The sequence below is a fragment of the Limimaricola sp. genome, assembly GCF_016125575.1.
Taxonomy (GTDB): domain Bacteria; phylum Pseudomonadota; class Alphaproteobacteria; order Rhodobacterales; family Rhodobacteraceae; genus WGLM01.
Genome location: NZ_WGLM01000002.1, coordinates 532,387 through 553,830, shown reverse-complemented (window position 1 = coordinate 553,830; position 21,444 = coordinate 532,387). Strand labels below are relative to the sequence as shown.

The following is a 21,444-nucleotide window of genomic DNA, read 5'->3' as shown; positions in this document are numbered from 1 at the left end:
GCGATGGCGCGGGCGCCGCTGATATTCGGGGCCGTCGTCACGGCCCTCTGCCTGGCAGGCGCGGCTTGGGCCGATGAGCCCGCCGCCGCCTCCGCCCCGCCTCCGGCCGACGCCGCGCGCGCCCGCGCTATTGCCTTTGAACTCATCACGCTCGGCCGCCTCGACGAGGCGGCCACGCTTGCCCGGTCCCTGATCACCGCCGACCCGAACGATCAGGCCGCATGGCTGGCGCTCGCGCAGGCCGAACGCGCCCTGCAGCATCCTGACGCCGCCCGGCAGGCCGCGGCCAAGGCATGGGCATTGGCGGGCTCTGATGCCGAACGCTTTGCCTCGGCCACCGTGACGGCGCAGGTGCTGTCCAGCGATGGCGCCTACGGAAGGGCGCAGTTCTGGCTGCGTCGCGCCGCACAGGCCGCCCCAACGCCCGAAATGAAAAGCCGCGCCATCGCTGATTTCCGGCTGGTCCGCCAGATGAACCCGCTGACGACCGAGGTCACCGCCGCCATCACGCCCTCGTCCAACATCAACAACGGGGCGAAATCCGCCCGCGTCGCCGGGGGCGAGATCAGTGGCCCGGCACTGGCACTTTCGGGCCTTGAATACGCGCTCTCGGCGCGGCTCGGCTACCGTCTGCCGGGCAGCGCCAGCCACGGGTCCCGCCTCGGTCTTTCCGTGCAGTCGCTCAGCTACAGCTTGTCTCAGGATGCCCGCCTCATCGCCCCCGGCGTGACCGGCAGGGATTTCGCCTTTCAGGAAGTCGAGCTGTCGCATGACACGCAGTTCCGTGCGGGCGACGCGCAATCGGTGACCGGCCTGTCGTTCCGGTTGGGCGCGAATTTCTACGGCGGCTCGCCGCTTAGCCAGTTCGCAGGTGTCACGGTCTCGCGCCAGCAGGCCGCTGGGGCAGGCAGCATGCTTGGTTACGGCGCCAGCCTCGAACGGCGGGACCGGCAGGACTATGCCGCCCGCTCCTCGACCGTCAGTTCGATCTTCGGCAACTGGTCATGGTCGCCCACGGCCGGGCAAAACCTGTCCGTGTCGGTCTCTGCCTCCAATACCGTCTCTGCCTCGGAACTGGTCGATCAGGCGGCCTGGGCCCTCGGTGCGGGCTACAGCCTTGCAGCAACACCCGCGCGGCCCCGGATTGACCTGTCACTGTCTTATCAGGCCAACGATTACCGCAAGGCGCTGCCGCTCTTCGGCCTGCGCCACGACCGCACGGTGGCCGCGGGCGTCGACCTGACGTTCCAGAACCACGACTATTACGGGTTCGCGCCCACGTTGGGCCTGCAACTGCGCAGCACCGCCTCGACTGTCGATCTTTATGACAGCGAGACGACCGAGATCCGCATCGGCCTGCGCTCTGTATTCTAGCAGCATCTTTTGACGGCATCTGGCCTCTGCGGCGCATCCTGCTAGGTTGCGCGCCAGACAACAACGACAGGAGATGCCCGATGCCACTGAAATACCTGCACACCATGGTGCGCGTGAAGGATCTGGAAAAATCCATGGCCTTCTATGAGCTTCTCGGTCTGCGCGAACTTCGGCGCCACGACAGCGAGAAAGGCCGTTTCTCGCTGATCTTCATGGCCGCGCCCGGTGACGAGGCCGCGCCGATCGAACTGACCTACAACTGGGACGGGGACGAGGGGCTGCCCTCGGACAGCCGCCATTTCGGGCACCTCGCCTACGAGGTCGACGACATCTACGCGACTTGCCAGCACCTGATGGACAATGGCGTGACCATCAACCGCCCGCCGCGCGACGGGCACATGGCCTTCGTCCGCTCGCCCGACAACATCTCGATCGAGCTGTTGCAGAAGGGCGAAAGCCTGAAATCCGCGGAGCCTTGGGCCAGCATGGAAAATACTGGCCACTGGTAAAGAAAAAGGGGCGGCGCCGGGTCAGGCGCCGCCCCTCTTGTCTGCGGCCCGGTCTCAGGCCAGCGGCCGGTCGTCGGGGCCAAAGCGGTGCATCTGCCCCTCCAGCGGCTGCACGCCGACGCGCGCACCGAGCTTGGTGTCCAGCTTGCCCGCCAGCCGCACGATCAGCGGCTCGTCCGAGCCCACGTCGACGAAAAGGAAATGGTCCGAGCCGAGGTCCTCGGCATGGACCACCTTGCCGTTCCACATCCCCTGCCCGTCCGGCACGATCTGCAGATGCTCTGACCGGACGCCCAGCGTGGCGCAGTTCTGCGCCTTGGCAAATTCACCGGTCAGGAAGTTCATCTTGGGCGAGCCGATGAAGCCCGCCACGAAGACCGAGTTGGGATGGTCGTAAAGCTCTGACGGGGTGCCTACCTGCTCGACCTTGCCATCGCGCAGCACGCAGATGCGGTCGGCCAGCGTCATCGCCTCGACCTGGTCATGGGTGACGTAGATCATCGTCACGTCTTCCATGTCGTGGTGCAGCTTGGCGATCTCCAGCCGCGTCGCCACCCGCAGCGCCGCGTCGAGGTTGGACAGCGGCTCGTCAAAGAGAAACACGCGCGGATCGCGCACGATGGCCCGGCCGATCGCGACGCGCTGGCGCTGCCCGCCCGACAACTGCTTGGGCAGCCGGTCCAGCAGGTGGCTGATCTGCAGCATCTCGGCCGCCTTGCGCACCCGCGCGTCCATCTCCTCTTTCGAGGATTTGGCCAGCTTCATGCCGAAGGCCATGTTGTCGTAGACTTTCATGTGCGGGTAAAGCGCATAGGACTGGAACACCATGGCGATGCCGCGCTTGGAGGGGATGACGTTGTTCACCCTCTCGCCGTCGAACACCAGATCGCCCGCGGTGATCTGCTCTAGCCCCGAGATCAGTCGCAGAAGCGTGGACTTGCCGCAGCCAGACGGCCCGACGAAAACCATGAACTCCCCCGACTTGATCTCAAGGTCGATGCCCTTGATGACATCGACGGCGCCATAGGACTTCTTGACGTTTTTCAGAACGATATTTGCCATGTGATCAGCCCTTCACACCGCCAGCGGTCAGGCCCGCGACGATCTTTCGTTGGAATATGAGAACGAGAACGACGAGCGGCACGGTCACCACGACCGAGGCCGCCATGATCGGACCCCACGGAATCTCCTGCACCGAGGCCCCCGACAACAGCGCGATGGCGACGGGCACCGTGCGCTGGGTCTCCTGGATGGTGAAGGTCAGCGCGAAGAGAAACTCGTTCCACGCACCGATGAAGGCCAAAAGGCCGGTTGTGACCAGCGCCGGCCACAGCAGCGGCAGGAAGACCTGCGTGATGATGACCCAAGGCGTCGCCCCGTCCACGATCGCGGCCTCCTCGATCTCGATCGGCAGGTCGCGCATGAAGGTTGTCAGCACCCATACCGTGAATGGCAGGGTGAAGATGGTGTAGCTCAGGATCATCGCCCATGGCGTGTTGTAGAGGCCAAGGAACCGGACCAGCTCGTAAAGACCGGCCAGCACCGCGATCTGCGGGAACATCGACACCGCAAGGATAGTGACCAGCAGCAGCCCCCGCCCCCGGAACCGCACCCGCGCCAGCGCGTAAGAGGCCGTAACGGCGAGAAACAGCGCGAAGACCACCGTCGTCGTCGCGATGAAAAGCGAGTTGAGCACCGAGCGCGGGAAGTTCCGAGCGAACAGCACCGTGTTATAGTTCGTCAGATCAAGGCTCGGCGGCCAATAGTTGATCTGGAACAACTGCGAGCCCGAGGCGAAACTGGTGACGATCGCGTAGTAGAACGGGAATACCGACACCACGACGATGATGAAAACCAGAATGTAGAACAGGATCTTTCCGATCAGGGCTTGAGCGGTCATCGGTTGGTCTCCCCGGTCAGGTCCACCTTGCCGATCCACACGAAGAGCAGCACGAAGATCGCGAGCATCGTGAAGAGCAGCGTCGACTGCGCAGCGCCGTAGGCGAAGTGGGCGAAATCGAACATGTTCTCGCGGCTGATCACCGACATTGTCTTTGTCGCCGACGAGTTGGGCGTCAGCACGTAGACAAGATCGAAGATCCGCAGCGCATCGAGCATGCGGAAGATGACGGCAACCATCAGCGCCGGGCGCACCAGCGGCAGCGTGACCTTGAAGAAAACCCGGATCGGGTTGATCCCGTCAATCTTGGTGGCCTCATAAATATCCCGCGGGATCATCTGCAGGCCGGCAAGGCACAAAAGCGCCATGAACGGCGTGGTCTTCCAGATGTCCACGATCAGCACCGCGATCATCGCGGTATCGGTCGAGGCGGTCCATGCCAGCTTGTGATCAAGCAGGTGCAGCTTGACGGCGAGATCGTTGATGATGCCGTACTGGTCGTTCAGCATCCACGCCCACATCTTGGCCGAAACGATCGTGGGGATTGCCCATGGGATCAGGATCGCCGCACGCACCAGGCCGCGGCCCTTGAACTCGGCGTTCAGCACCAGCGCCACGATCATGCCCAGCACGGTCTCGAACGAGACCGAGACGATGGCGAAACGCACCGTGTTCCAGACCGCGTTCCACCAGTCAGGATCGACCAGCGTACCATAATAGCGCACCGCCCCCGACGGCATCGTCCGCCAGCGCAAGTAGTTGCCGAACCCGATCAGATGCCCGCCATAAAGATTGTCGAGCGAGGTGTTGGTGAACGAGAAATAGATGGTACGCAACAAGGGCCATGCCGCCACGCAGAACAGCGCGACCAGCATCGGCGCAAGGAACCAGAAGGCCGCACGCGCGCGCTGCTGCTGCAGGCTGGCCCCCCTGTCCTTGCCATGTTCCAGGCTTGTCGTTGTCATGGATCCCTCCCCGGGAGGGGGCACGTTACGGCCCCTCGATTGACAAAATGGGCGGCGGAGGCACCGCCGCCCATTCTTGGATGCTCATCTAACAGGCGACCACCGGCTCATTGCCAGTTGTTGTCACCCTTGATGTCCATCAGGTCAGCCTCGAGGTTGGCCAGATTGTCGGCCGCGCTGCCATTGCCCGACAGCGTGTCATGCACCGCCGACCAGAACTTCGCCGAAACCTCGTTATAGTGGCTCAGCGTCGGGGCCGACGGACGCGGCACCGCGTTCAGGAAGACGTTCTTCCACTGCGGGATGATCGGCTGTTTCGCGGCGATATCGGGATCGTCGTAAAGCGCCTTCAGCGTGGGCAGGTTGGATTCGTTCAGCGCGCGCATCTTCTGAACTTCCGGGCCGGCCAGCCACAGGGCAAGGCTGATCGCCGCGTCCTGATGCTTGGAGTATTTCGACACGGCAAGGTTCCAGCCGCCCAGCGTCGCGGCCGAGCTGTCGCCTTCGGCGCCGATCGGCAGGGTCGTCACGTCAAACTTGCCAGCGATCGCCGAATCGGCACCGTTGCCCAGCGTGTAGGCATAGGGCCAGTTGCGCATGAAAGCCGCATTGCCCGCCTGCCAGACGCCACGGGCCTCTTCCTCCTGATAGGCCAGAACGCCCGGCGGAGAGATCGTGCCCACCCAAGACTTGGCCTCTTCAAGCGCGGCCACGGCCTTGGGGTTGTTGATCGAGATCGTGCCATCGGGTTCGACGATCTGGCCGCCGCCGTAGGACTTGACCCATTCCAGCGCGTCGCAGGTCAGGCCTTCATAGGCGTTACCCTGCCAGACGAACCCCCAGAAATCGGCGTTGCCGGCGGCGCGCTCGCCGTCCTGAATGGTCTTGGCCGCGGCGGCCAGTTCCGTCCAGGTCTTGGGCACGGCGACGTTGTATTTCTCCAGCAGGTCCTTGCGGTAGTAGAGCGCCGGCGCATCGGTAAAGAGCGGCAGTGCAACCAGCTTGCCACCCACGGTCTGCGACTGCACGATCGAGGGGAACTCCTGCGGAATCAGGTCCTTGGCAGCTTCCGTCAGGTCAACAAAGTGGTTGGCCAGCTGCGGCGCCCAGATCACGTCGGTCTGGTAGATATCGATGTCCGAGTTGCCGGCGGCGAGCCACAGGCGGTACTGACCGAACTGGTCAGTTGTGGAGGCGGGCATCGGCACCAGCGTGACGGTGTTGCCGGTCTTCTCTTCCCACGGCTTGACGTAAGCCTTGAAGTTCTCGACGGCGTTGCCGACGGCACCCGACACCACCGTGATCGTCTCGGCGCGGACGGTCGCCCCGAATGCCGTGCTGGCAAGCACGGCCACCGCAGCGGTGCGCATGAAGCGCCGCGCGAATTTCATTTCCATTGATCTTCCTCCCATTTGGCCAGGCGGCAGGCAGGTCTTCTGCCTGCATCGCCCTGAATCGAATCGCCAGCGGGACAGAACCCTGACGCCCGAAACGTTTCGGAGGCTAGCGGCAGAATTTGCCATCCGTCAATCAGCAGTTTTCAGGAATTCGTGATTCAGTCTTCAGGCCGGGTTTATCAGGCGGCTTCGGGGGGCGGCGCGACCGAGGCGCGCTGGATCAACCGACAGGCGCCGATCCGCTGCAACGACGACAGCGATCGCCCTTCGACGGCCCCGGCAAGGCAATGCGCCAATGGCTCCCAGCTCAGATCAAGTGCCGATTGCGTGACTGTCAGTGGCGGATCGAAGACATGGCTAAGCGCATCGTGCAGGATGTCGTCATGCGCCACCAACGAAACATCTTGCGGCACTCTCAGCCCAAGCGCCGCCAATGCCAGAAAAATTCCTTTTGCAATCCGCGTATTACCCGCGATGAGCGCCGTCGGCGCACAGGCAGAATCGCGAAAGGCCTCGACCGTGGCCAAGAGGCCGTGCGATTCCACCATCTCCCCCGTGAAGTGCATCAACGCATCGCTCTGCAGTCCCTCGGCCGCCGCGGCGGCGCGAAAACCCGCCTCGCGCGCGGCCACGTAGGCCCGCCCGTCCAACCCGTTTATGAAGGCGATGCGCCGATGGCCGGCCCGCGTCAGCACCCGGGTCAGCGTGCGGGCCACTGCATGGTTGTCGATGTCGAAGAAAGGATAGTCGGGGGTCGCGCAGTCCCGGCCATGCAGCACGAAAGGCACGTCGCGGTCGCGCAGGAAGGCCACGCGCGGATCGTTCACCTGCGGCTCGATGATGACGAAGCCGTCAATGGCGCCGGACTGGATCAGCCGGCGATAGACATCGAGGATATCTTCGCTCTCCTCGGCGATGTGCAGCACGAACTGCATCCTCAGGCGCGAGAAATGCGCCGACAGGCCACCGACGATTCGGATGAACTGGCCATCCTCGGGCGGCAGCGGCAAATGGGGCAGAACCAGCCCGACAATGCCAGATTTGCCGGAAACCAGCCGGCGCGCGCTGACATTGGGCTGATAATGCAACTCGGCGGCCAGCGCCTTGACCCGCTCGCGGGTGGATTCGCTGACGTCGGCATGGCCGTTGAGCGCGCGGCTGACTTGCGTGACCGACAGGCCAAGTTGCTGGCTCAGATCCTTCAGCGTCGTCATCGTGCCCCTCCCGGCACCGACCGCCAATCTCTGATCGCGGACGATTTCACGGCAGCTTGCCAATCCGAAACGTTTCGGGCAAGCATCTTCTGGCATTTTTCCTTCCGGAGGCCGGCGATGAACCCCGATTGGTGGCGTGGCGCTGTCATCTACCAGGTCTATCCCCGCTCGTTCCAGGACAGCGACGGCGATGGCGTCGGTGACCTTGCGGGCCTGACGTCACGGCTCGACTATGTCGCCGCGCTGGGCGTCGATGCGATCTGGCTGAGTCCGGTCTTTACCTCGCCGATGGCCGACATGGGCTATGACGTGGCCGATTACCGCGACATCGACCCGGTCTTTGGCACGCTGGACGATTTCGACCGCCTGATCGCACGCGCCCATGCGCTGGGCCTGAAGGTGATCATCGACCAGGTCATCAACCACTCCTCCGATCAACACCCGTGGTTCGTCGAAAGCCGCGCTAGCCGGGATAACCCGCGCGCCGATTGGTACGTCTGGGCCGATCCGCGACCCGACGGCACGCCGCCCAACAACTGGCAGTCGCTGTTCGGTGGCCCGGCCTGGACCTGGGACGCGCATCGGCGCCAATACTACCTGCACAATTTCCTGTCCGCGCAGCCCGACCTCAACTTCCACAACCCCGCCGTGCAGGAGGCGGTGCTGGATGTGCTGCGTTTCTGGCTGGATCGCGGCGTGGATGGCTTTCGCCTCGACACGGTGAATTTTTATTTTCACGACAGGCAGTTGCGCGACAACCCGCCACGCGACACCGGGCCCGGCACCGCCCCCTGGCCCGACCTACGCCCCTTCGACATGCAGTATTCCCTTTACCAGAAAAGCCGGCCCGAGAACCTCGCCTTCCTGCAGCGCATCCGCGCGCTGATGGATGAATACGACGACCGCACGCTGGTGGGTGAAGTGGGCGAGATGCACGAGGCGATCGCGCTGATGGGCAGCTACACCTCGGGCGGGCGCTTGCACATGGCCTATGCGTTCGAGATGCTGGGTGACAGGCTCAGCCCCGCCCATGTCCGTGCCTGCATCGAGGGGTTCTTTGCCGGTGCGCCGCAGGGCTGGCCCTGCTGGGCCTTTTCCAACCATGACGTGCACCGCCACGTCACCCGCTGGGTCGCCCTTGGTGCCGACAGCGACAGCCTCGCGCGGCTTTGCGCGGCGCTGCTGGTGTCGCTGCAGGGGTCGCTCTGCCTTTACCAGGGCGAAGAACTGGGACAGGTGCAGGCGCGGCTCGACCGCGACGAATTGGTCGATCCGCAGGGCATCGCCTTCTGGCCCGAGGATTTCGGGCGCGACGGCTGCCGCACGCCGATGGTCTGGGACCATGCCGCGTCGCAGGGTGGCTTCACCACCGGGCGGCCGTGGCTGCCGGTCAAGCCCGCGCAATTGGCCCACGCGGCCGATCTGCAGACCAGCCCCGACAGCGTGCTGGCCACCTATCGCGCGCTGCTGGCCCTGCGCCGCGACAGCGCCGACCTGCGCCTTGGCGCGACGACGTTCCTCGAGGTGCCAGAGCCGGTTCTGGCCTTTCGGCGCGGGGCGGGCACGCTTTGCGTCTTCAACCTTTCGCCCGATCCGCAGCAGGTGACACTTGCCGGGCTTGGCCGGGTGCTGGCGCGGCAAGCGGCGGAGGTGGCGGGCCAGACGCTCGCCCTTGGTCCGAGCGGCTATTTGATTGCGGCCCCGGCATGAGACTTGCGGCGGCCCTTCTCGCTCTGGCGTTGGCCGGGCCCGCCCACGCCGCGGGATGCCGACAGGCACTGGCGATGGGGCTGGACGTGTCGGGATCGGTGGATGCGTCAGAATATCGCCTGCAGCTTGACGGGCTGGCCGCCGCGCTGACCTCGCCGAAGGTGCGTGCCTTGCTGCTGGGCGGCGGCGCCGCCCCGGTGCGGGTCGCCGTCTATAGCTGGAGCGGCCCGTCCGACCAGCACCTTGTCCTTGACTGGACGCCGATCGACAGCGCCACGGCGCTTGAAGGCGTGGCCGACACCCTGCGGGCGTACGCGCGCCAGCCCGACAGCGAGGGCACGGCCCTGGGCGCCGCGATGCAGACGGGCCTGTCGCTGCTGGCCGGGCAGTCGGACTGCTGGCGCCGCACGCTCGACATCTCGGGCGACGGGCGGTCAAACCTTGGCCCCGCTCCGGCCAGCATCCCCGCCCCGCCCGGCATAACCATCAATGGCCTTGTCGTCGGCGCCGATCACCAGGCCATCGGCGACACGCGGCAGATGGATATCAAGGAGCTGTCCTCCTATTACCGGGTCAACGTCCTGCGCGGCCCCGATGCCTTCGTCGAAACCGCGCTGGGCTATGTCGCATTCGAAGACGCGATGACGCGCAAACTGCTGCGCGAGATGGCGGCCATCGTCGTCGGCGGCCTGCCCTAGCGCATCCTAGTAGATGTAGCGGATCTGGTCGGACCAATAACGTTCGACGCGCCTCAGCGCCGTCGTGATCTCCTCGATCCCCGCGAAATCGATCACGCCCTGCCGCTGCAGCCCCTCGGCATGGCCGGCGAACAGCTTTGCCACGATCTCGCGCACCCGCCGCCCCTTCTCGGTCAGCCGCACCCGTACCGACCGGCGGTCAATCTCGCAGCGCTGATGGTGCATGTAGTCCAGATCCACCAGTTTCTTGAGGTTGTAGCTGACGTTCGAGCCCTGATAATAGCCGCGGGATTTCAGCTCGCCCGCCGTCACCTCGTTATCGGCCACGTTGAACAGCAAAAGCGCCTGCACGGGGTTGATCTCGATCAGGCCGACCCTCTCGAACTCGTCCTTGATGACGTCCAACAGCAAACGATGCAGCCGTTCCACCAGTTGCAGCGAATCAAGGTAGCTGTCCATGAAGCCGCCGGTGCGCATGGCGGGCGCCTTAAGGCGCAGGTCTGTGTGAATGCTCATGGTCTGTCGGTCTCCGGCTGGCGCAGGTTTGCCGACAGGGTTGGGCGAAATTATCGAACAAGAGGTTAAATCTCGCGCGAAAATCACGCCCAAAAAAGATCAAATAATTCCGGTATTTTAGACGGGTCGCACGACGCCGGTTGCACGTGCGGCGATCCGCCCGATCAGCCCGGCATATTCGGGCGGTGCAACGCCCGCCCCGCTGACCCATTGGTAAAGATCGTGGTCATTCTCCGCCAGCAATGCCTCGAACAGGTCCAGCTCCGCGGCATCCAGATCATCCAGATCGGTAGCGGTAAAGGCCGGCAGGATCAGGTCCATCTCCTTGATGCCGCGCCGCATCGCGCGCATCCGCAGCCTTTTCAGCCGGGTCTCGCGCGGCTCGTTCATGCGAAATCCTTCAGCGCCATGCGCAGCTTCTTTTCCAGCTGCGCCAGCCGCTCGCCGGCCTGGCCGATCTGAGTGCGCAGCCCGCGCATCTCGACAAGAATCTCTGAAACATTGGCCGGCATGTCGCCCGCGACAGGCGGCGCCTCGATCCCCTCGCCGCGCCCGGTCAGCAACCAGCCCAACGACACATCAAGCATCCCGGCCAGCATCTGCAGACGGTTCGCGCGCGGCTCCTTGCGGTCGTCTTCCCAAGCCTGCAGGGTCTTGGTGTTCACGCCTAGCCTTACGGCCAGATCGTGCTGGCTCAGCCCCGCGGCCTCGCGTGCACCGGCCAGCCGGTCTCCGAATGTGGCGGTGTCTTCGTCGTACCAGTCGCTATCAGTCATCCGACGCCTCCTCCTTGTCGCTTGCTTGTCGCTTGATCGGGTGTCGCGGCACCCCTATGACACGCTGAGCCAGCATTTGCCACCGGGGGCGCCTGATGACCTTTCTGTCCGCGACACTCGACCGCGTCAAACCGTCGGCCACCATCGCCGTCACAACCCGCGCGGCCGAACTGAAGGCCGAGGGGCGCGACATCATCGGCCTTGGCGCCGGCGAACCCGACTTTGACACACCCGCCAACATCAAGGCGGCCGCGATCCGCGCCATCGAGAGCGGCCAGACGAAATACACCGCCGTCGACGGCACGCCCGCGCTGAAGGCCGCGATCTGCGCCAAGTTCGCGCGCGAGAACGGGCTGAGCTACACGCCCGCACAGGTCAGCGTCGGCACCGGCGGCAAGCAGGTGCTTTACAACGCGCTAATGGCCACGTTGAACCCGGGCGACGAGGTGATCATCCCCGCCCCCTACTGGGTCAGCTACCCCGATATGGTGCTGCTGGCCGGCGGCACGCCGGTGATCGTGACCGCGGGGCTTGAGACCGCCTTCAAGATCACGCCTGAACAGCTTGAGGCCGCGATCACGCCCCGGACAAAGTGGTTCCTCTTCAATTCGCCCTCCAACCCCACCGGCGCGGGTTACAGCCGGACCGAACTGAAGGCGCTGACCGACGTGCTGCTGCGTCACCCGCATGTCTGGGTGATGACCGACGACATGTATGAACACCTTGTCTTCGACGACTTCGTGTTCTGCACGCCGGCGCAGGTCGAACCCGCCCTTTACGACCGCACGCTGACGGTCAACGGCGTGTCGAAGGCCTACGCGATGACGGGCTGGCGGATCGGCTACGCTGCCGGGCCGGTCCCGTTGATCAAGGCGATGGCCAAGATCCAATCGCAATCCACCTCGAACCCCTGTTCGATCAGCCAGGCCGCCGCCGTCGAGGCGCTGAACGGCCCGCAGGATTTCATCGCCGCGAACAAGGCCGTGTTCCAGCGCCGCCGCGACCTCGTGGTGGGGATGCTGAACGCAGCGCAGGGCATCACCTGCCCGGTGCCCGAAGGCGCGTTCTACGTCTACCCCGACATCTCGGGTTGCATTGGCAAGACCAGCGCGGGCGGTGCGAAAATCACCGATGACGCGGCTTTCGCCACGGCCCTGCTGGAAGAGACCGGCGTTGCCGTCGTCTTCGGCGCGGCCTTCGGCCTTTCGCCCAACTTCCGCGTCAGCTACGCCACTTCGGACGCGGCCCTGACCGAAGCCTGCAGTCGCATCCAGACCTTCTGCGCGGGGTTGCGGTAACAGCCAAGAGCCTCGGTCGCGGCGTGGTGTCGGGCCGGGTGGTGTCGTTGCCCTGCCAGGAAAATTTGGCTAACGTTCCCGATAAGTTGAGCGCGGGAAGGGAACAAATGCCGACACTGACGAAGACAATCTTCGGGGCCCTCCTCGCATCGGCTGGCTTGGCCGCTGTGCCCGCAGCCGCAGACCAGTTGGTCTATCACAATGCCCGTTTCGGCTTTCAGATCACCCTTCCATCAGAGGTGCCGGCAAAGGACGACACGGCGCGGCAGATCGACTGGCACGCCGCGTTTTCCGATACGGCCACCGACGGCGCGCAATTCGAGGCAGAGCAGGGAAAGATCAAACTGGTGACCTACGCAAGCCTGTTCTGGCAGGACGACTGGCAGCAGGTTTATCGCGATGCCGCGGACTTCATCAAACGCGAGGGCGGCGAGATAACCTATCAGAAGGTCACCGACAGCTGGTTCGCCTACTCGGGCTATACCGCCGACGGAGACGTCTTCTATCGGCGGACGGAGCGCGCTTTGAACTGTCTGCAAGATGATACGACGATCACGGCCGAACTGACCTATGCCAGCAGCGAACGCTGGATCGAAAATGCGATCGGGCCGATGATGAGCAGCTTGAAGGGCTGCTAGGAAAGTGCAACGGCTTGCGCGGGCTGGCACGCCCGCCCGGCGCTCTTGCGAAAGGTTGACCTGATGAGCGAAACTCGACGCCTGTCACGCCGGTGCCTGTGCGGCGCCGCGACCTACAGCGTGGATGATGCCTTCACTTATGCCTTCAACTGCCATTGCGCCGATTGCCAGCGCGCGACCGGATCGGCGTTCAAGCCCGTCGCGGGCATCCCGCGCGCGCAGCTGACGCCGACCGCCGATGCGGCCTTTCGGCCCTACGGTAACAGCCCCGATGCCTGCGACATGCATTGCGCCACCTGCGGATCGCTGCTGTGGTCGGTGGTGCGTGAGGGCGGCTGGGTCCACGTCGCGATGGGCACGCTGGCGGATGCACCCACGATCCGGCCCGCCGCGCATATTTTTGTCCGCTCGAAGGCGCCGTGGTTCACCATTACCGACGATTTGCCGCAACACGACACATGGGGCTGAACAGCAGGAGTGGCCCTGACTGGCCGGCCTTGCTAGGCTGGATCAGAACTGGCCGAGGCTGAGATGGGCGACGAGCTTCCCGACTACTACTTCCGGGTGAAAGAGAACGGCGCCGCCGTGTTCCGGGTCGATACCCAGAACCGCCAGCGCCGGATCGAGATGGACCAGATCGCGACGGTCAACATCCGCAATGGAATGGTCAAGCCGCAGGGCAACCGCACCCTTTCGCCCGAGGATCAGGCCGCCATTGCCGAGTGGATGGCGGCCCGCAAGGCTCAGCTGGCCGCGCGCACCATCGACGACATCCATCGCGCAGTTGACTACCTCAATCTCACGACTGGCTGGGTTCAATCCGAGGCCAGTACCACAGACCTCGACGCGGTGACCGATGCGTTGCTGCTGGCGATGCACGATCTGCGCACCGCGCTGGTCCGGCGCAAGGCCCAGCAGATCGAGGATGCAGCCGACGACGCGGCGGAATAGCGCCGCTCAGACAATCCCGATCCGAACCGACCGCCGCCAGAATCGCCGCATCAGCAGGGCCGAGGCCACCGTCAGCCCGGTCACAAGGCCCAGCCAGATACCCACGCCGCCAAGGCCCGCGTGAAAGCCCAGCACGTAGCTGACCGGCACGCCCACCAGCCAATAGCTGATCACCGCCAGCCCCAGCGGTGCCGAAGTATCCTGCACCCCGCGCAAGAGGCCCAGCGTCATCACCTGCGCCGCATCGACGACCTGAAAGAGGCCCGCCACCGCCACCAGCGTAACGCCCGCGCTGATCAGCGCGTCGCGGGCGGGTTCGTGGCTGTCGACGAAAAGCGTCACCAGCACCTGCGGAATGGCCAGGAAGACCGCCATCGTCAGCAGCGCGAAGCACAGCGAAATCACCGTGGCCACCTGTCCGCCCCGGCGCAGCCCCGCCTCGTCGCGCCGGCCCAGCGCGCGGCCCGCGCGCACCGTCGCGGCCTGGCTCATGCCAAGGTGGAACATGAAGGTCAGGCTGGCGAGCTGGATCGCGATGCCATGCGCGGCCAGCGGTACTTCTCCGACCCAGCCCATCATCACCGCGCTGGCGTTGAAAAGGCCGCCCTCGGCCAGCGAGGTCAGCCCGATCGGCCCGCCCATCCGCGCCACCGCCCACATCGCCCCGAAATCGGGCCGCCAGAGGCGCTGGAACAGCCGGTATTGCGGCAGCGCGCGCGCCGTGTAGACGGCCAGCACCACCAGAACCAGCACCTGGATCGTGACGGTCGCAATCGCAGCACCCTTGATGCCCAACGCCGGCAAGCCGAAGCGGCCGAAGATCAGCACCCAGCCCAGCCCCGCATTGCAGAACGCCGCACCCACCGTCGCCCACAACAGCACGCTGGTGCGCTGCAACGCCGACAGGAACGACCGCAGCACCGTCACCAGCAGCGCCGGCAGCATCGCGAAAGAGGCGATGCGCAGGAAATCCTGCGCGGCCTGCGCCACCTCTGGCTTTTGCCCGATGGCCAGCATGATCGCACCGGAATGCCACAGCGGCAGGACAGCCAGCGCACCAAAGGCGCTGACCAGCCAGAACCCCATCCGGGTGACGCGGCGCGCCTGCACCTCGTCGCCCGCCTCGGCCGCAGCGGCGACCAGCGGCATCACCGCCCAGGCACAACCGGCCCCGATGATGAAGATGATGAAATAGAACGAAGTGGCCAGCGTCACCCCGGCCAGTGCCGTCACGCTGTACCAGCCCAGCAGCACGGCATCGGTCACGTTCAGTGCCACCTGCGCAAGGTTCGACCCCACCAGCGGCAGGCCCAGCGCAAGGACGGCGCGCGCATGGGCGCGATATGACGTGTCAGGCTGTTGCATGATCCCGCTCTAGGGCCTTGATGCGGCCCCGTCCAGCCGGGACTGGACACTCTGTCCCCGTGCCTTACCCTGCGCCCGACGACCGGAGAGAGCCATGCCAGAGAACGACCCGCTGATTACCACCGCCCAACCCTTCTATGCCGCGCTACAGGCCCACAATACCCGTGACTGGTGGCAGGAAAACCGCGCCACTTACGACGACCAGATCAAGCCTGCAGCCGGCGCCCTTCTCGATGAAATCGCTCCACAGCTTGCCTCGCTCACGGGCGAGGCGATCCGGCCCAAGCTCTTCCGCCCGCATCGCGACGTGCGTTTCTCCAAGGACAAACGCCCCTATAACACCCACCTGCACATGATGTGGACCGTCGCCGCCGAAGGGCGGCAGGACCCGGCCTTTTTCTTCGGCATCGACATTTCCGAGGTCTTTGTCGGCATCGGCATCATGGAGTTCGAAAAGTCCGTTCTCGACGATTGGCGCAAACTGGTCGATCTGGACGCCGCGCGCGTCGGCGGGATCATCGCGGCGGCCGAGGTGCAGGGCTTTCGCCTGTGGGAGCCGGTGCTCAAGCGCGTGCCGCCGCCCTACACGGCCGATCACCCGATGGAACGGCTGCTGCGCATGAAAGGCCTCGTCGCGACCCGCCCGCTCGATAGGCTGGGGCCGCTGCCCGACCGGCTGATGGCGGCCTATGCCGACGCGATGCCGGTGATGGAGTTTCTGCTCAGCCTCGTCTGATCCAGCCGTCGCCTTTCGGCTTCATCTTGGCTCAAATACCTCCGCCGGAGGCACCTGCCGCTGCCGCGCGGAACTTCTCCATCAGATAAGGGCCCGACAGGACCGGCGGATAGGCGTCCGAGCCATCCAGCGGCACGATCTCTGCCTCCCAGTCGGGCTGATGGAAAAAAGCAAGGCTTTGCCGCGCCGGCTGGCCGGGCCGCGCCGCAACGCGGTGCAGCGTGCTGACCCAGCGGTCGGCAGTCCAGCGCGCCATCAGGTCGCCGATGTTGATCACGAAGGCCCCCGCGGGCGCCGACACTTCCACCCAAGCGCCTTGCGTCCAGATCTCCAACCCACGGCTGCCCGGCTGCGGCAGCAGGATGGTCAGCGAACCATAGTCGGTATGTGCCCCGGCCCGCTGCTGGCCCGCCTGCGGCGCGCCCGATGTCGCGGGGTAATGCAGTGCCCGCAGCGCCGAGACCGGCGCGGCGATAAACTGCTCGAAATGGTCCTCCGGCAGGCCCAGCGCGGCGGCGAAGGCGCGCATCACCCGCGCGGCGAGCCCTTCCATCGCCCGGTAATAGGCCTCCCATGCCGGGCGGAACCCCGGCAGGTCTGGCCACAGCGTCGGCTGGTAGCAGAAGGCCAGCGCATCCGCGTCTGTCATCCCCTCCGGCACGTCCAGCGGCCCACCGTTGAAGCTTTCCTTCAGGTCGGGCGGCGTCACCTCGCCCTTGGACCGCGCAAGCGCCTCGGAATCGGGGCCGAGCCAGCCATAGGGATAGCCGGCATAAGGCGCAGCGACCCGCGCCTTGGCCAGGTGTGGTTCGGCGAAAAACGTCTTTGCCGCCTGCCAGACATTGTCGATCACTGCCTGCGGCACGCCGTGGCCGGTCAGGACAAGAAACCCCGTCTCGCGGCAGATGCGGTCGATCTCGGCGGCGCGCGCGGCCCGCGCCGCGCCCGTCGCCGCCTCGAACCCCGCCAGATCGACCGTGGCGAGGCTCATTTCAGCACGTCACGCCAGCTGTGCTTGGGCTGGAAACCCACCAGTTTCTTGGCCTTGTCGTTGGCATAAAAGGTCTCGTGCCGGCCCATCTTCCGCTTCACCTCGACGCCCTCGTAGAACTGCGCGATCACCTCGTCGCTGGTCAGGCTCACCGACATGTCGTCGTTGGAGACGTTGAACACCTCGTAGCCCAGCCCGTCGGTCTTCAGACAGCAATCCACCATGTGGCCAAGGTCGCGCGCATCGATATAGGCGAAGATGTTGCGCCGCCGCAGCGCGGGATTTTCCATGTAGGCGGGGAAGTTCTGGGCGTATTCATGCGGCTCGATCACGTTGTTGATCCGCAGCCCGTAGATGTCGAAGCCCGAGCGCGCCTGGAAACTCCGCGCCGTCGCCTCGTTCACCACCTTGGACATCGCGTAGCTGTCCTGCGGCAGCGTCGGGTGCTCTTCGTCGATGGGCACGTATTGCGGCTTCTTCTCGCCGTCCCAGAAACAGATACCATAGGTCGTCTCGGACGAGGCGAAGATCACCTTGCGGATGCCCAGCTTCACCGCTGCATCGAGCACGTTGTAGGTGCTGGCCACATTGATCATGTAGGTCTCGTTATCCGGGCGGATCAGGATGCAGGGGATCGCCGCGAAATGCACGATGGCGTCATATTTCGGCACGCCCGTCCCCGGCTCCAGCTCGTCGAAGCCTGCATAGGCCGAGAAGGCGTTGAACACCTGCCCCGCATCAGTCAGGTCGCAACGCAGGTTGCGCACGCCGGGATAGTTGAGCGGCACGAGATCGAGGTTGGTCACCTGATGGCCCTGCTCGATCAGGTAGGGCACCGCGTGCCGCCCCGCCTTGCCGCTGCCGCCTGTGAAGATGATGCGCATGGTCTGCCTCCTGTTCTGGTCGTGTCGCAGGATGTTTATCCGCCCGGCGCGGGACATGCTAGGATGCGTGGGCCAATGGGTGGAGGGAACATCATGGGCGCACTTTTCACGAATGTCGGCTGGCTCGGCGTGATCGTCGGCGCGGTCGCGTCTTTTCTTCTGGGCTGGGTCGTCTATCTGCCGGCAACCTTCGGGCGGAAATGGGCCGAAGGCAGCCATGTTCAGCTGGGCGCGGCCAGCCAGATGCCGCTGGACGCGATGGGCGCGCAGGCGCTTGGCCTGCTGTTGATGAGCTGGGTACTGGCCATCTGCCGGGCACAGAACCTGCTGGCGCTGGGGGTGCTGGCGACGCTGGCCTTTGCCGCGCTGGCATGGTCGGGCGCGACGTTCAGCCAGAAATCGCTTTACGCCCGCAACGTCGATGCGGGCTATTGGCTGGCCTCGCTGGTCGTCATGCTGGTGGTGCAGGCGCTGCTCTAGGTGCGGGTCTAGGTGCCGGGCGGCCCTTCCGCCCGCGCGGGGCGCGCGCTAGGCTCGCCGCGCAACAACGGAGTGCCCCCATGCCCACCCTTTACGGCGTCTATCGCAGCCGCGCGACCCGCAACGTCTGGCTGGCCGAAGAACTTGGCCTGACGCTCGATCATGTCCCGGTGATCCAGGCCTATCGCCTTGCCGATCCGCTGGCAGCCGATGCACCGATGAACACCCGCTCGCCCGCCTTCCTTGCCATCTCGCCCGCCGGTGCGGTGCCGGTGCTGAAGGATGGCGATCTGGTGATCTCGGAATCGCTCGCGATCAACTTCTACCTCGCCAAGAAGGCGGGCGGCCCGCTGGCTCCGCGCGATCTGGCCGAAGAGGCGCAGATGATGCAATGGGCGATTTACGCGATGACCGCGGTCGAACCGCACGCGCTGGCGATCATGCAGGCGCCCAAGGGCGCGCCCGAAGTCGAGGATCACGCGGCGAGGCTGCACCGTCCGCTCCGGGCGATCGAGACGCATCTTGCCACGCAATCCCACCTTGTCGGCGGGCGCTTTACTATCGCCGATCTCGGGCTGGCCGAATGCCTGCGCTACGCCCAGGCCCTTCCGGGGATGTTCGAAGAGTTTCCCGCCGTCACCGCATGGCTGGCCGCCTGCCAGTCCCGCCCGGCCTTCAAGGCGATGTGGGCCAAGCGCGAAGCCGAACCGGCCTGACACCTTCGGAAGTTAAGGGCGGCGGCCGCCCCACGGGGAGGCCGCCGCCTTTTTAATCCGCTACCCGATCACCCGCACCGGCGCGCCCGCGGCCCAGGCCCGCACCGCCTCGACCGTCTGGGTGTAAAAGAGGCGGAACGTCGCCTCGGTCGTGTAGCCAAGGTGCGGCGTCAGCAACAGCCGCCCGTCAAGTTCCGCCGCAGCCGCGCGCAGCGGGTCGTCTTGCGGAAGGGGTTCGGCGTCGAAGACATCGAGCCCCGCCATCGCCGCCCCGTCCCCCGCCAGCCAGTCCAGCAGCGCGCCGGTCTGCACGATCGGCCCGCGCGAGGTGTTGACGAAGACATGACCTGGCCGCGCGGCGGCAAAGGCCTCAGCCCCCACCAGCCCGCGCGTGCGCTCCGACAGGACAAGATGCACGCTCGACACGTCCGAGGCCGCCATCAGGGCCGGCAAGCTTTCGCACTGGCTGACGCCCAGTTCCGCGCAACGCGCCGCCGTCAGGTTCTGGCTCCACGCACAAACCTCCATCCCCAGCGCGCGGCCCAGCGCGGCCATCTGCGCGCCGATATTGCCCAGCCCGATCAGGCCCAGCGTCAGCCCGGCCAGGTCGCGCCCCAGCCCCGCCTGCCAGCCGCCCGCGCGCAGCGTCGCCACCTCGGGCAACAGCCGCCGGTTCAGCGCCAAAATCATCAGCAGCGCCAGTTCGCTTGTCGTGGTCTTGCGGCTTTCGGTGCCGCAGACGGTGATGCCCCGCGCTTGCGCCGCGGCCATGTCGATGGCGGCATTTCTCGGCCCCGTCGTCACGATCAGCTTCAACCGCGGCAAGGCGCCGATCACCTCGGCACCAAAGGCGGTGCGCTCGCGCATCAGGCAGACCACGTCATAGGGTTGCAGCCGAGCCGCCAGCGCAGGCCCCGCTTGCGTGTCGGCAAACACCGTCACGTCCAGCCCGCCCCAGTCGGCCAACCGCAGCGCCGCCCCGGCATAGTCGTCCAATACCGCGATTTTCAAAGGCTTTCCCCCGCGTTTCTGAAATCCCCCCGATCATGGTAGAATTGGGCATTTCAAAACAAGGGAGGTGCGCGATGACACCGCATTTGATGGGTCGCAAGGCCACGATTTTCTGCATTCTTCTCACCCTTCCGGGCCTTGCCGCCGCGCAGGATCTGCCCGGGCAGATCACCGGCGCGATGGACGGGCTTGCCGCGGGTTTTCCCGCGGGCGAAGCTGCGGCGCTCGCGGGCCTGCGCGGCAACCTGCCTGCCGGCGTCAACGGCGACACGCTGGGTCAGATGCTCTATGCCCGCCGCCACTTCGGCCACGCCGCGTGGTTCTTCGGGGATCAGGCCGTGGCCGACCCGACCGACCCTGTTTCGCTCAACAATTTCGCGGCCCTTCTGGCCGAGACGTGGGCCGACGACCCGGCCAAGGCACCGGACGACTGGCTCGCAGCAGCCCGCGCGGCAGCGGAGGCCGCCGTGGCGCTCAACCCCGGCAACGCGGCCTTCCAGAACACGCTGGGCAACGTAGCGCGCGATATGGGCGACAGTGACGTGGCCGTCGCCGCGGGCGAGGCCGCGACCGCCGCCGCCCCCGACATCGCCCTTTACTGGACCAACCTCGCCCGCAGCTACGACGCGGCAGGCAGGGCCGATGACGCCGGCCGCGCGCTGGCCATGGCCCAGCAAATCGATCCGTCAGGCATGCCGCTGCGGCTGGCGCTGGCGCAACTGCCCGATGTCACGGCCCCCTACACCGCGGCCGCCGCACGGCAATGCAACGTCGATTTCCATTGCCAGGAGATCTGCCCCAAATCCATCATCGGCGGCATCCAGTCCGTCAGTTGCGAAATCGAGGGCTCGTCGGCCCAGATGGCCTGTCAGGAAGGCAAACCCTACGCCACATCTTACGACTGCAAGGAGGACCTGCCGGAATTCGGTATCCTCATTCCCGGCCTGAACGCCGGCTTCTCGGTGGCGGTGCCGGGCTTCAGCCTGCATCTGCTGGTCGACGGGCAGGGCAATGTCGACGTGCGCGTCGAGGGCGGCGTCAGCGAAGGGCCACTGGCCGCCTACCTACGCGCCGACGGGCATTACTCGCCCTCCGGCGGCTTCAGCGCAGACAATTTCGGCGGTGGCGTGCGGCTGTCGATTCTGCCGGGCGGCGGCAATTCGGCGGCGGCGCAGATGGCCAGCGACCTTGGCCACCCGCCCGCGCATCTGGAGGTCGAGGCGATGGACGGAAAACCGACAAAGGTGAATGTCGAAACCTACAATGCCGGCGTCGTCAGCTTCTGACCCGCACCAGGCGCAACCAACAGATTGTG

24 protein-coding genes are annotated in these 21,444 nt (G+C 65.6%); 12 read left to right on the top strand and 12 right to left on the bottom strand.

Annotated elements, in window-relative coordinates; all coding sequences use genetic code 11:
- Positions 1-3 precede the first annotated feature (3 nt).
- Complete coding sequence (locus GC146_RS04185; RefSeq protein ID WP_291834729.1) at positions 4-1,374, top strand: tetratricopeptide repeat protein; 1,371 nt, start codon at positions 4-6, stop codon at positions 1,372-1,374.
- A gap of 80 nt (positions 1,375-1,454) precedes the next feature.
- The gene (locus GC146_RS04180; protein WP_291834727.1) at positions 1,455-1,883 is read left to right on the top strand and encodes a VOC family protein; all 429 of its coding nucleotides are present in this window, start codon (positions 1,455-1,457) and stop codon (positions 1,881-1,883) included.
- 54 nt (positions 1,884-1,937) lie between these two features.
- Here the strand turns inward: GC146_RS04180 and GC146_RS04175 are convergent, their stop codons facing one another.
- The 5 genes from GC146_RS04175 to GC146_RS04155 all read right to left on the bottom strand — a co-directional run bounded on the left by GC146_RS04175 (position 1,938) and on the right by GC146_RS04155 (position 7,359).
- Positions 1,938-2,945: an ABC transporter ATP-binding protein gene (locus GC146_RS04175; RefSeq protein WP_291834725.1), complete on the bottom strand. Its 1,008-nt coding sequence runs from the start codon at positions 2,943-2,945 to the stop codon at positions 1,938-1,940.
- Positions 2,946-2,949: 4 nt separating this feature from the next.
- Entirely contained in the window at positions 2,950-3,783 is an 834-nt protein-coding gene (locus GC146_RS04170) for a carbohydrate ABC transporter permease (RefSeq protein ID WP_291834722.1), read from the bottom strand.
- Positions 3,780-4,748 (bottom strand): sugar ABC transporter permease, encoded by a 969-nt coding sequence (locus tag GC146_RS04165; protein WP_291834720.1) that lies wholly within the window; start codon positions 4,746-4,748, stop codon positions 3,780-3,782. The genes GC146_RS04170 and GC146_RS04165 overlap by 4 nt, the downstream gene beginning before the upstream one ends.
- A 107-nt stretch (positions 4,749-4,855) precedes the next feature.
- Positions 4,856-6,145: an ABC transporter substrate-binding protein gene (locus tag GC146_RS04160; protein WP_291834717.1), complete on the bottom strand. Its 1,290-nt coding sequence runs from the start codon at positions 6,143-6,145 to the stop codon at positions 4,856-4,858.
- A gap of 179 nt (positions 6,146-6,324) precedes the next feature.
- Positions 6,325-7,359, bottom strand: coding sequence for a LacI family DNA-binding transcriptional regulator (locus GC146_RS04155; RefSeq protein WP_291834714.1), 1,035 nt, complete (start codon positions 7,357-7,359; stop codon positions 6,325-6,327).
- A gap of 117 nt (positions 7,360-7,476) precedes the next feature.
- On the opposite strand from GC146_RS04155, the gene GC146_RS04150 reads away from it, so the two are divergent.
- Together GC146_RS04150 and GC146_RS04145 are read left to right on the top strand one after the other, a co-directional pair.
- On the top strand, positions 7,477-9,069 hold the full coding sequence (locus tag GC146_RS04150) for an alpha-glucosidase (protein WP_291834711.1): 1,593 nt from the start codon (positions 7,477-7,479) through the stop codon (positions 9,067-9,069).
- Entirely contained in the window at positions 9,066-9,767 is a 702-nt protein-coding gene (locus tag GC146_RS04145; protein ID WP_291834709.1) for a DUF1194 domain-containing protein, read from the top strand. The genes GC146_RS04150 and GC146_RS04145 overlap by 4 nt, the downstream gene beginning before the upstream one ends.
- 6 nt (positions 9,768-9,773) lie before the next feature.
- On the opposite strand, the gene GC146_RS04140 is transcribed toward GC146_RS04145, so the two are convergent.
- From GC146_RS04140 to GC146_RS04130, 3 genes are all read right to left on the bottom strand, one after another.
- Positions 9,774-10,283, bottom strand: coding sequence for a winged helix DNA-binding protein (locus tag GC146_RS04140; RefSeq protein WP_291834706.1), 510 nt, complete (start codon positions 10,281-10,283; stop codon positions 9,774-9,776).
- A gap of 117 nt (positions 10,284-10,400) precedes the next feature.
- Positions 10,401-10,673 carry a succinate dehydrogenase assembly factor 2 gene (locus GC146_RS04135; protein ID WP_291834705.1) on the bottom strand — a complete coding sequence of 91 codons (273 nt, stop codon included), beginning with the start codon at positions 10,671-10,673 and terminating at the stop codon, positions 10,401-10,403.
- A complete protein-coding gene (locus GC146_RS04130) occupies positions 10,670-11,059 on the bottom strand; it encodes a helix-turn-helix domain-containing protein (RefSeq protein ID WP_291834703.1) in 390 nt (129 codons plus the stop codon). The genes GC146_RS04135 and GC146_RS04130 overlap by 4 nt, the downstream gene beginning before the upstream one ends.
- Positions 11,060-11,154: 95 nt before the next feature.
- On the opposite strand from GC146_RS04130, the gene GC146_RS04125 reads away from it, so the two are divergent.
- From GC146_RS04125 to GC146_RS04110, 4 genes are all read left to right on the top strand, one after another.
- The gene (locus GC146_RS04125; RefSeq protein ID WP_291834701.1) at positions 11,155-12,357 is read left to right on the top strand and encodes a pyridoxal phosphate-dependent aminotransferase; all 1,203 of its coding nucleotides are present in this window, start codon (positions 11,155-11,157) and stop codon (positions 12,355-12,357) included.
- 26 nt (positions 12,358-12,383) lie between these two features.
- Positions 12,384-12,995 (top strand): hypothetical protein, encoded by a 612-nt coding sequence (locus GC146_RS04120; protein ID WP_291834699.1) that lies wholly within the window; start codon positions 12,384-12,386, stop codon positions 12,993-12,995.
- 63 nt (positions 12,996-13,058) lie between these two features.
- The gene (locus GC146_RS04115; RefSeq protein ID WP_291834697.1) at positions 13,059-13,463 is read left to right on the top strand and encodes a GFA family protein; all 405 of its coding nucleotides are present in this window, start codon (positions 13,059-13,061) and stop codon (positions 13,461-13,463) included.
- A gap of 63 nt (positions 13,464-13,526) precedes the next feature.
- Entirely contained in the window at positions 13,527-13,946 is a 420-nt protein-coding gene (locus tag GC146_RS04110; protein WP_291834694.1) for a hypothetical protein, read from the top strand.
- A gap of 6 nt (positions 13,947-13,952) precedes the next feature.
- Here GC146_RS04110 and GC146_RS04105 read toward each other — a convergent pair whose 3' ends face one another.
- Positions 13,953-15,311 (bottom strand): MATE family efflux transporter, encoded by a 1,359-nt coding sequence (locus GC146_RS04105; protein WP_291834692.1) that lies wholly within the window; start codon positions 15,309-15,311, stop codon positions 13,953-13,955.
- Positions 15,312-15,405: 94 nt separating this feature from the next.
- Here GC146_RS04105 and GC146_RS04100 point away from each other — a divergent pair, with 94 nt between their 5' ends.
- Entirely contained in the window at positions 15,406-16,047 is a 642-nt protein-coding gene (locus tag GC146_RS04100) for a TIGR02453 family protein (RefSeq protein ID WP_291834689.1), read from the top strand.
- 31 nt (positions 16,048-16,078) lie between these two features.
- Here the strand turns inward: GC146_RS04100 and GC146_RS04095 are convergent, their stop codons facing one another.
- Together GC146_RS04095 and GC146_RS04090 are read right to left on the bottom strand one after the other, a co-directional pair.
- Positions 16,079-17,038: a 2-oxoglutarate and iron-dependent oxygenase domain-containing protein gene (locus tag GC146_RS04095; RefSeq protein WP_291834688.1), complete on the bottom strand. Its 960-nt coding sequence runs from the start codon at positions 17,036-17,038 to the stop codon at positions 16,079-16,081.
- Positions 17,035-17,922 (bottom strand): NAD(P)-dependent oxidoreductase, encoded by an 888-nt coding sequence (locus tag GC146_RS04090; protein ID WP_291834686.1) that lies wholly within the window; start codon positions 17,920-17,922, stop codon positions 17,035-17,037. The genes GC146_RS04095 and GC146_RS04090 overlap by 4 nt, the downstream gene beginning before the upstream one ends.
- A gap of 93 nt (positions 17,923-18,015) precedes the next feature.
- Here GC146_RS04090 and GC146_RS04085 point away from each other — a divergent pair, with 93 nt between their 5' ends.
- Positions 18,016-18,402, top strand: a complete 387-nt coding sequence (locus GC146_RS04085; protein WP_291834683.1) for a DUF1761 domain-containing protein — start codon at positions 18,016-18,018, stop codon at positions 18,400-18,402.
- Between the two features lie 80 nt (positions 18,403-18,482).
- Positions 18,483-19,118 carry a glutathione S-transferase family protein gene (locus GC146_RS04080; protein WP_291834680.1) on the top strand — a complete coding sequence of 212 codons (636 nt, stop codon included), beginning with the start codon at positions 18,483-18,485 and terminating at the stop codon, positions 19,116-19,118.
- A 60-nt stretch (positions 19,119-19,178) separates the two neighbouring features.
- Here the strand turns inward: GC146_RS04080 and GC146_RS04075 are convergent, their stop codons facing one another.
- Positions 19,179-20,129: a D-2-hydroxyacid dehydrogenase family protein gene (locus GC146_RS04075; RefSeq protein ID WP_291834677.1), complete on the bottom strand. Its 951-nt coding sequence runs from the start codon at positions 20,127-20,129 to the stop codon at positions 19,179-19,181.
- Positions 20,130-20,203: 74 nt separating this feature from the next.
- Between GC146_RS04075 and GC146_RS04070 the strand changes: the two genes are divergently transcribed.
- Complete coding sequence (locus GC146_RS04070) at positions 20,204-21,415, top strand: hypothetical protein (RefSeq protein ID WP_291834674.1); 1,212 nt, start codon at positions 20,204-20,206, stop codon at positions 21,413-21,415.
- Positions 21,416-21,444 lie beyond the last annotated feature (29 nt).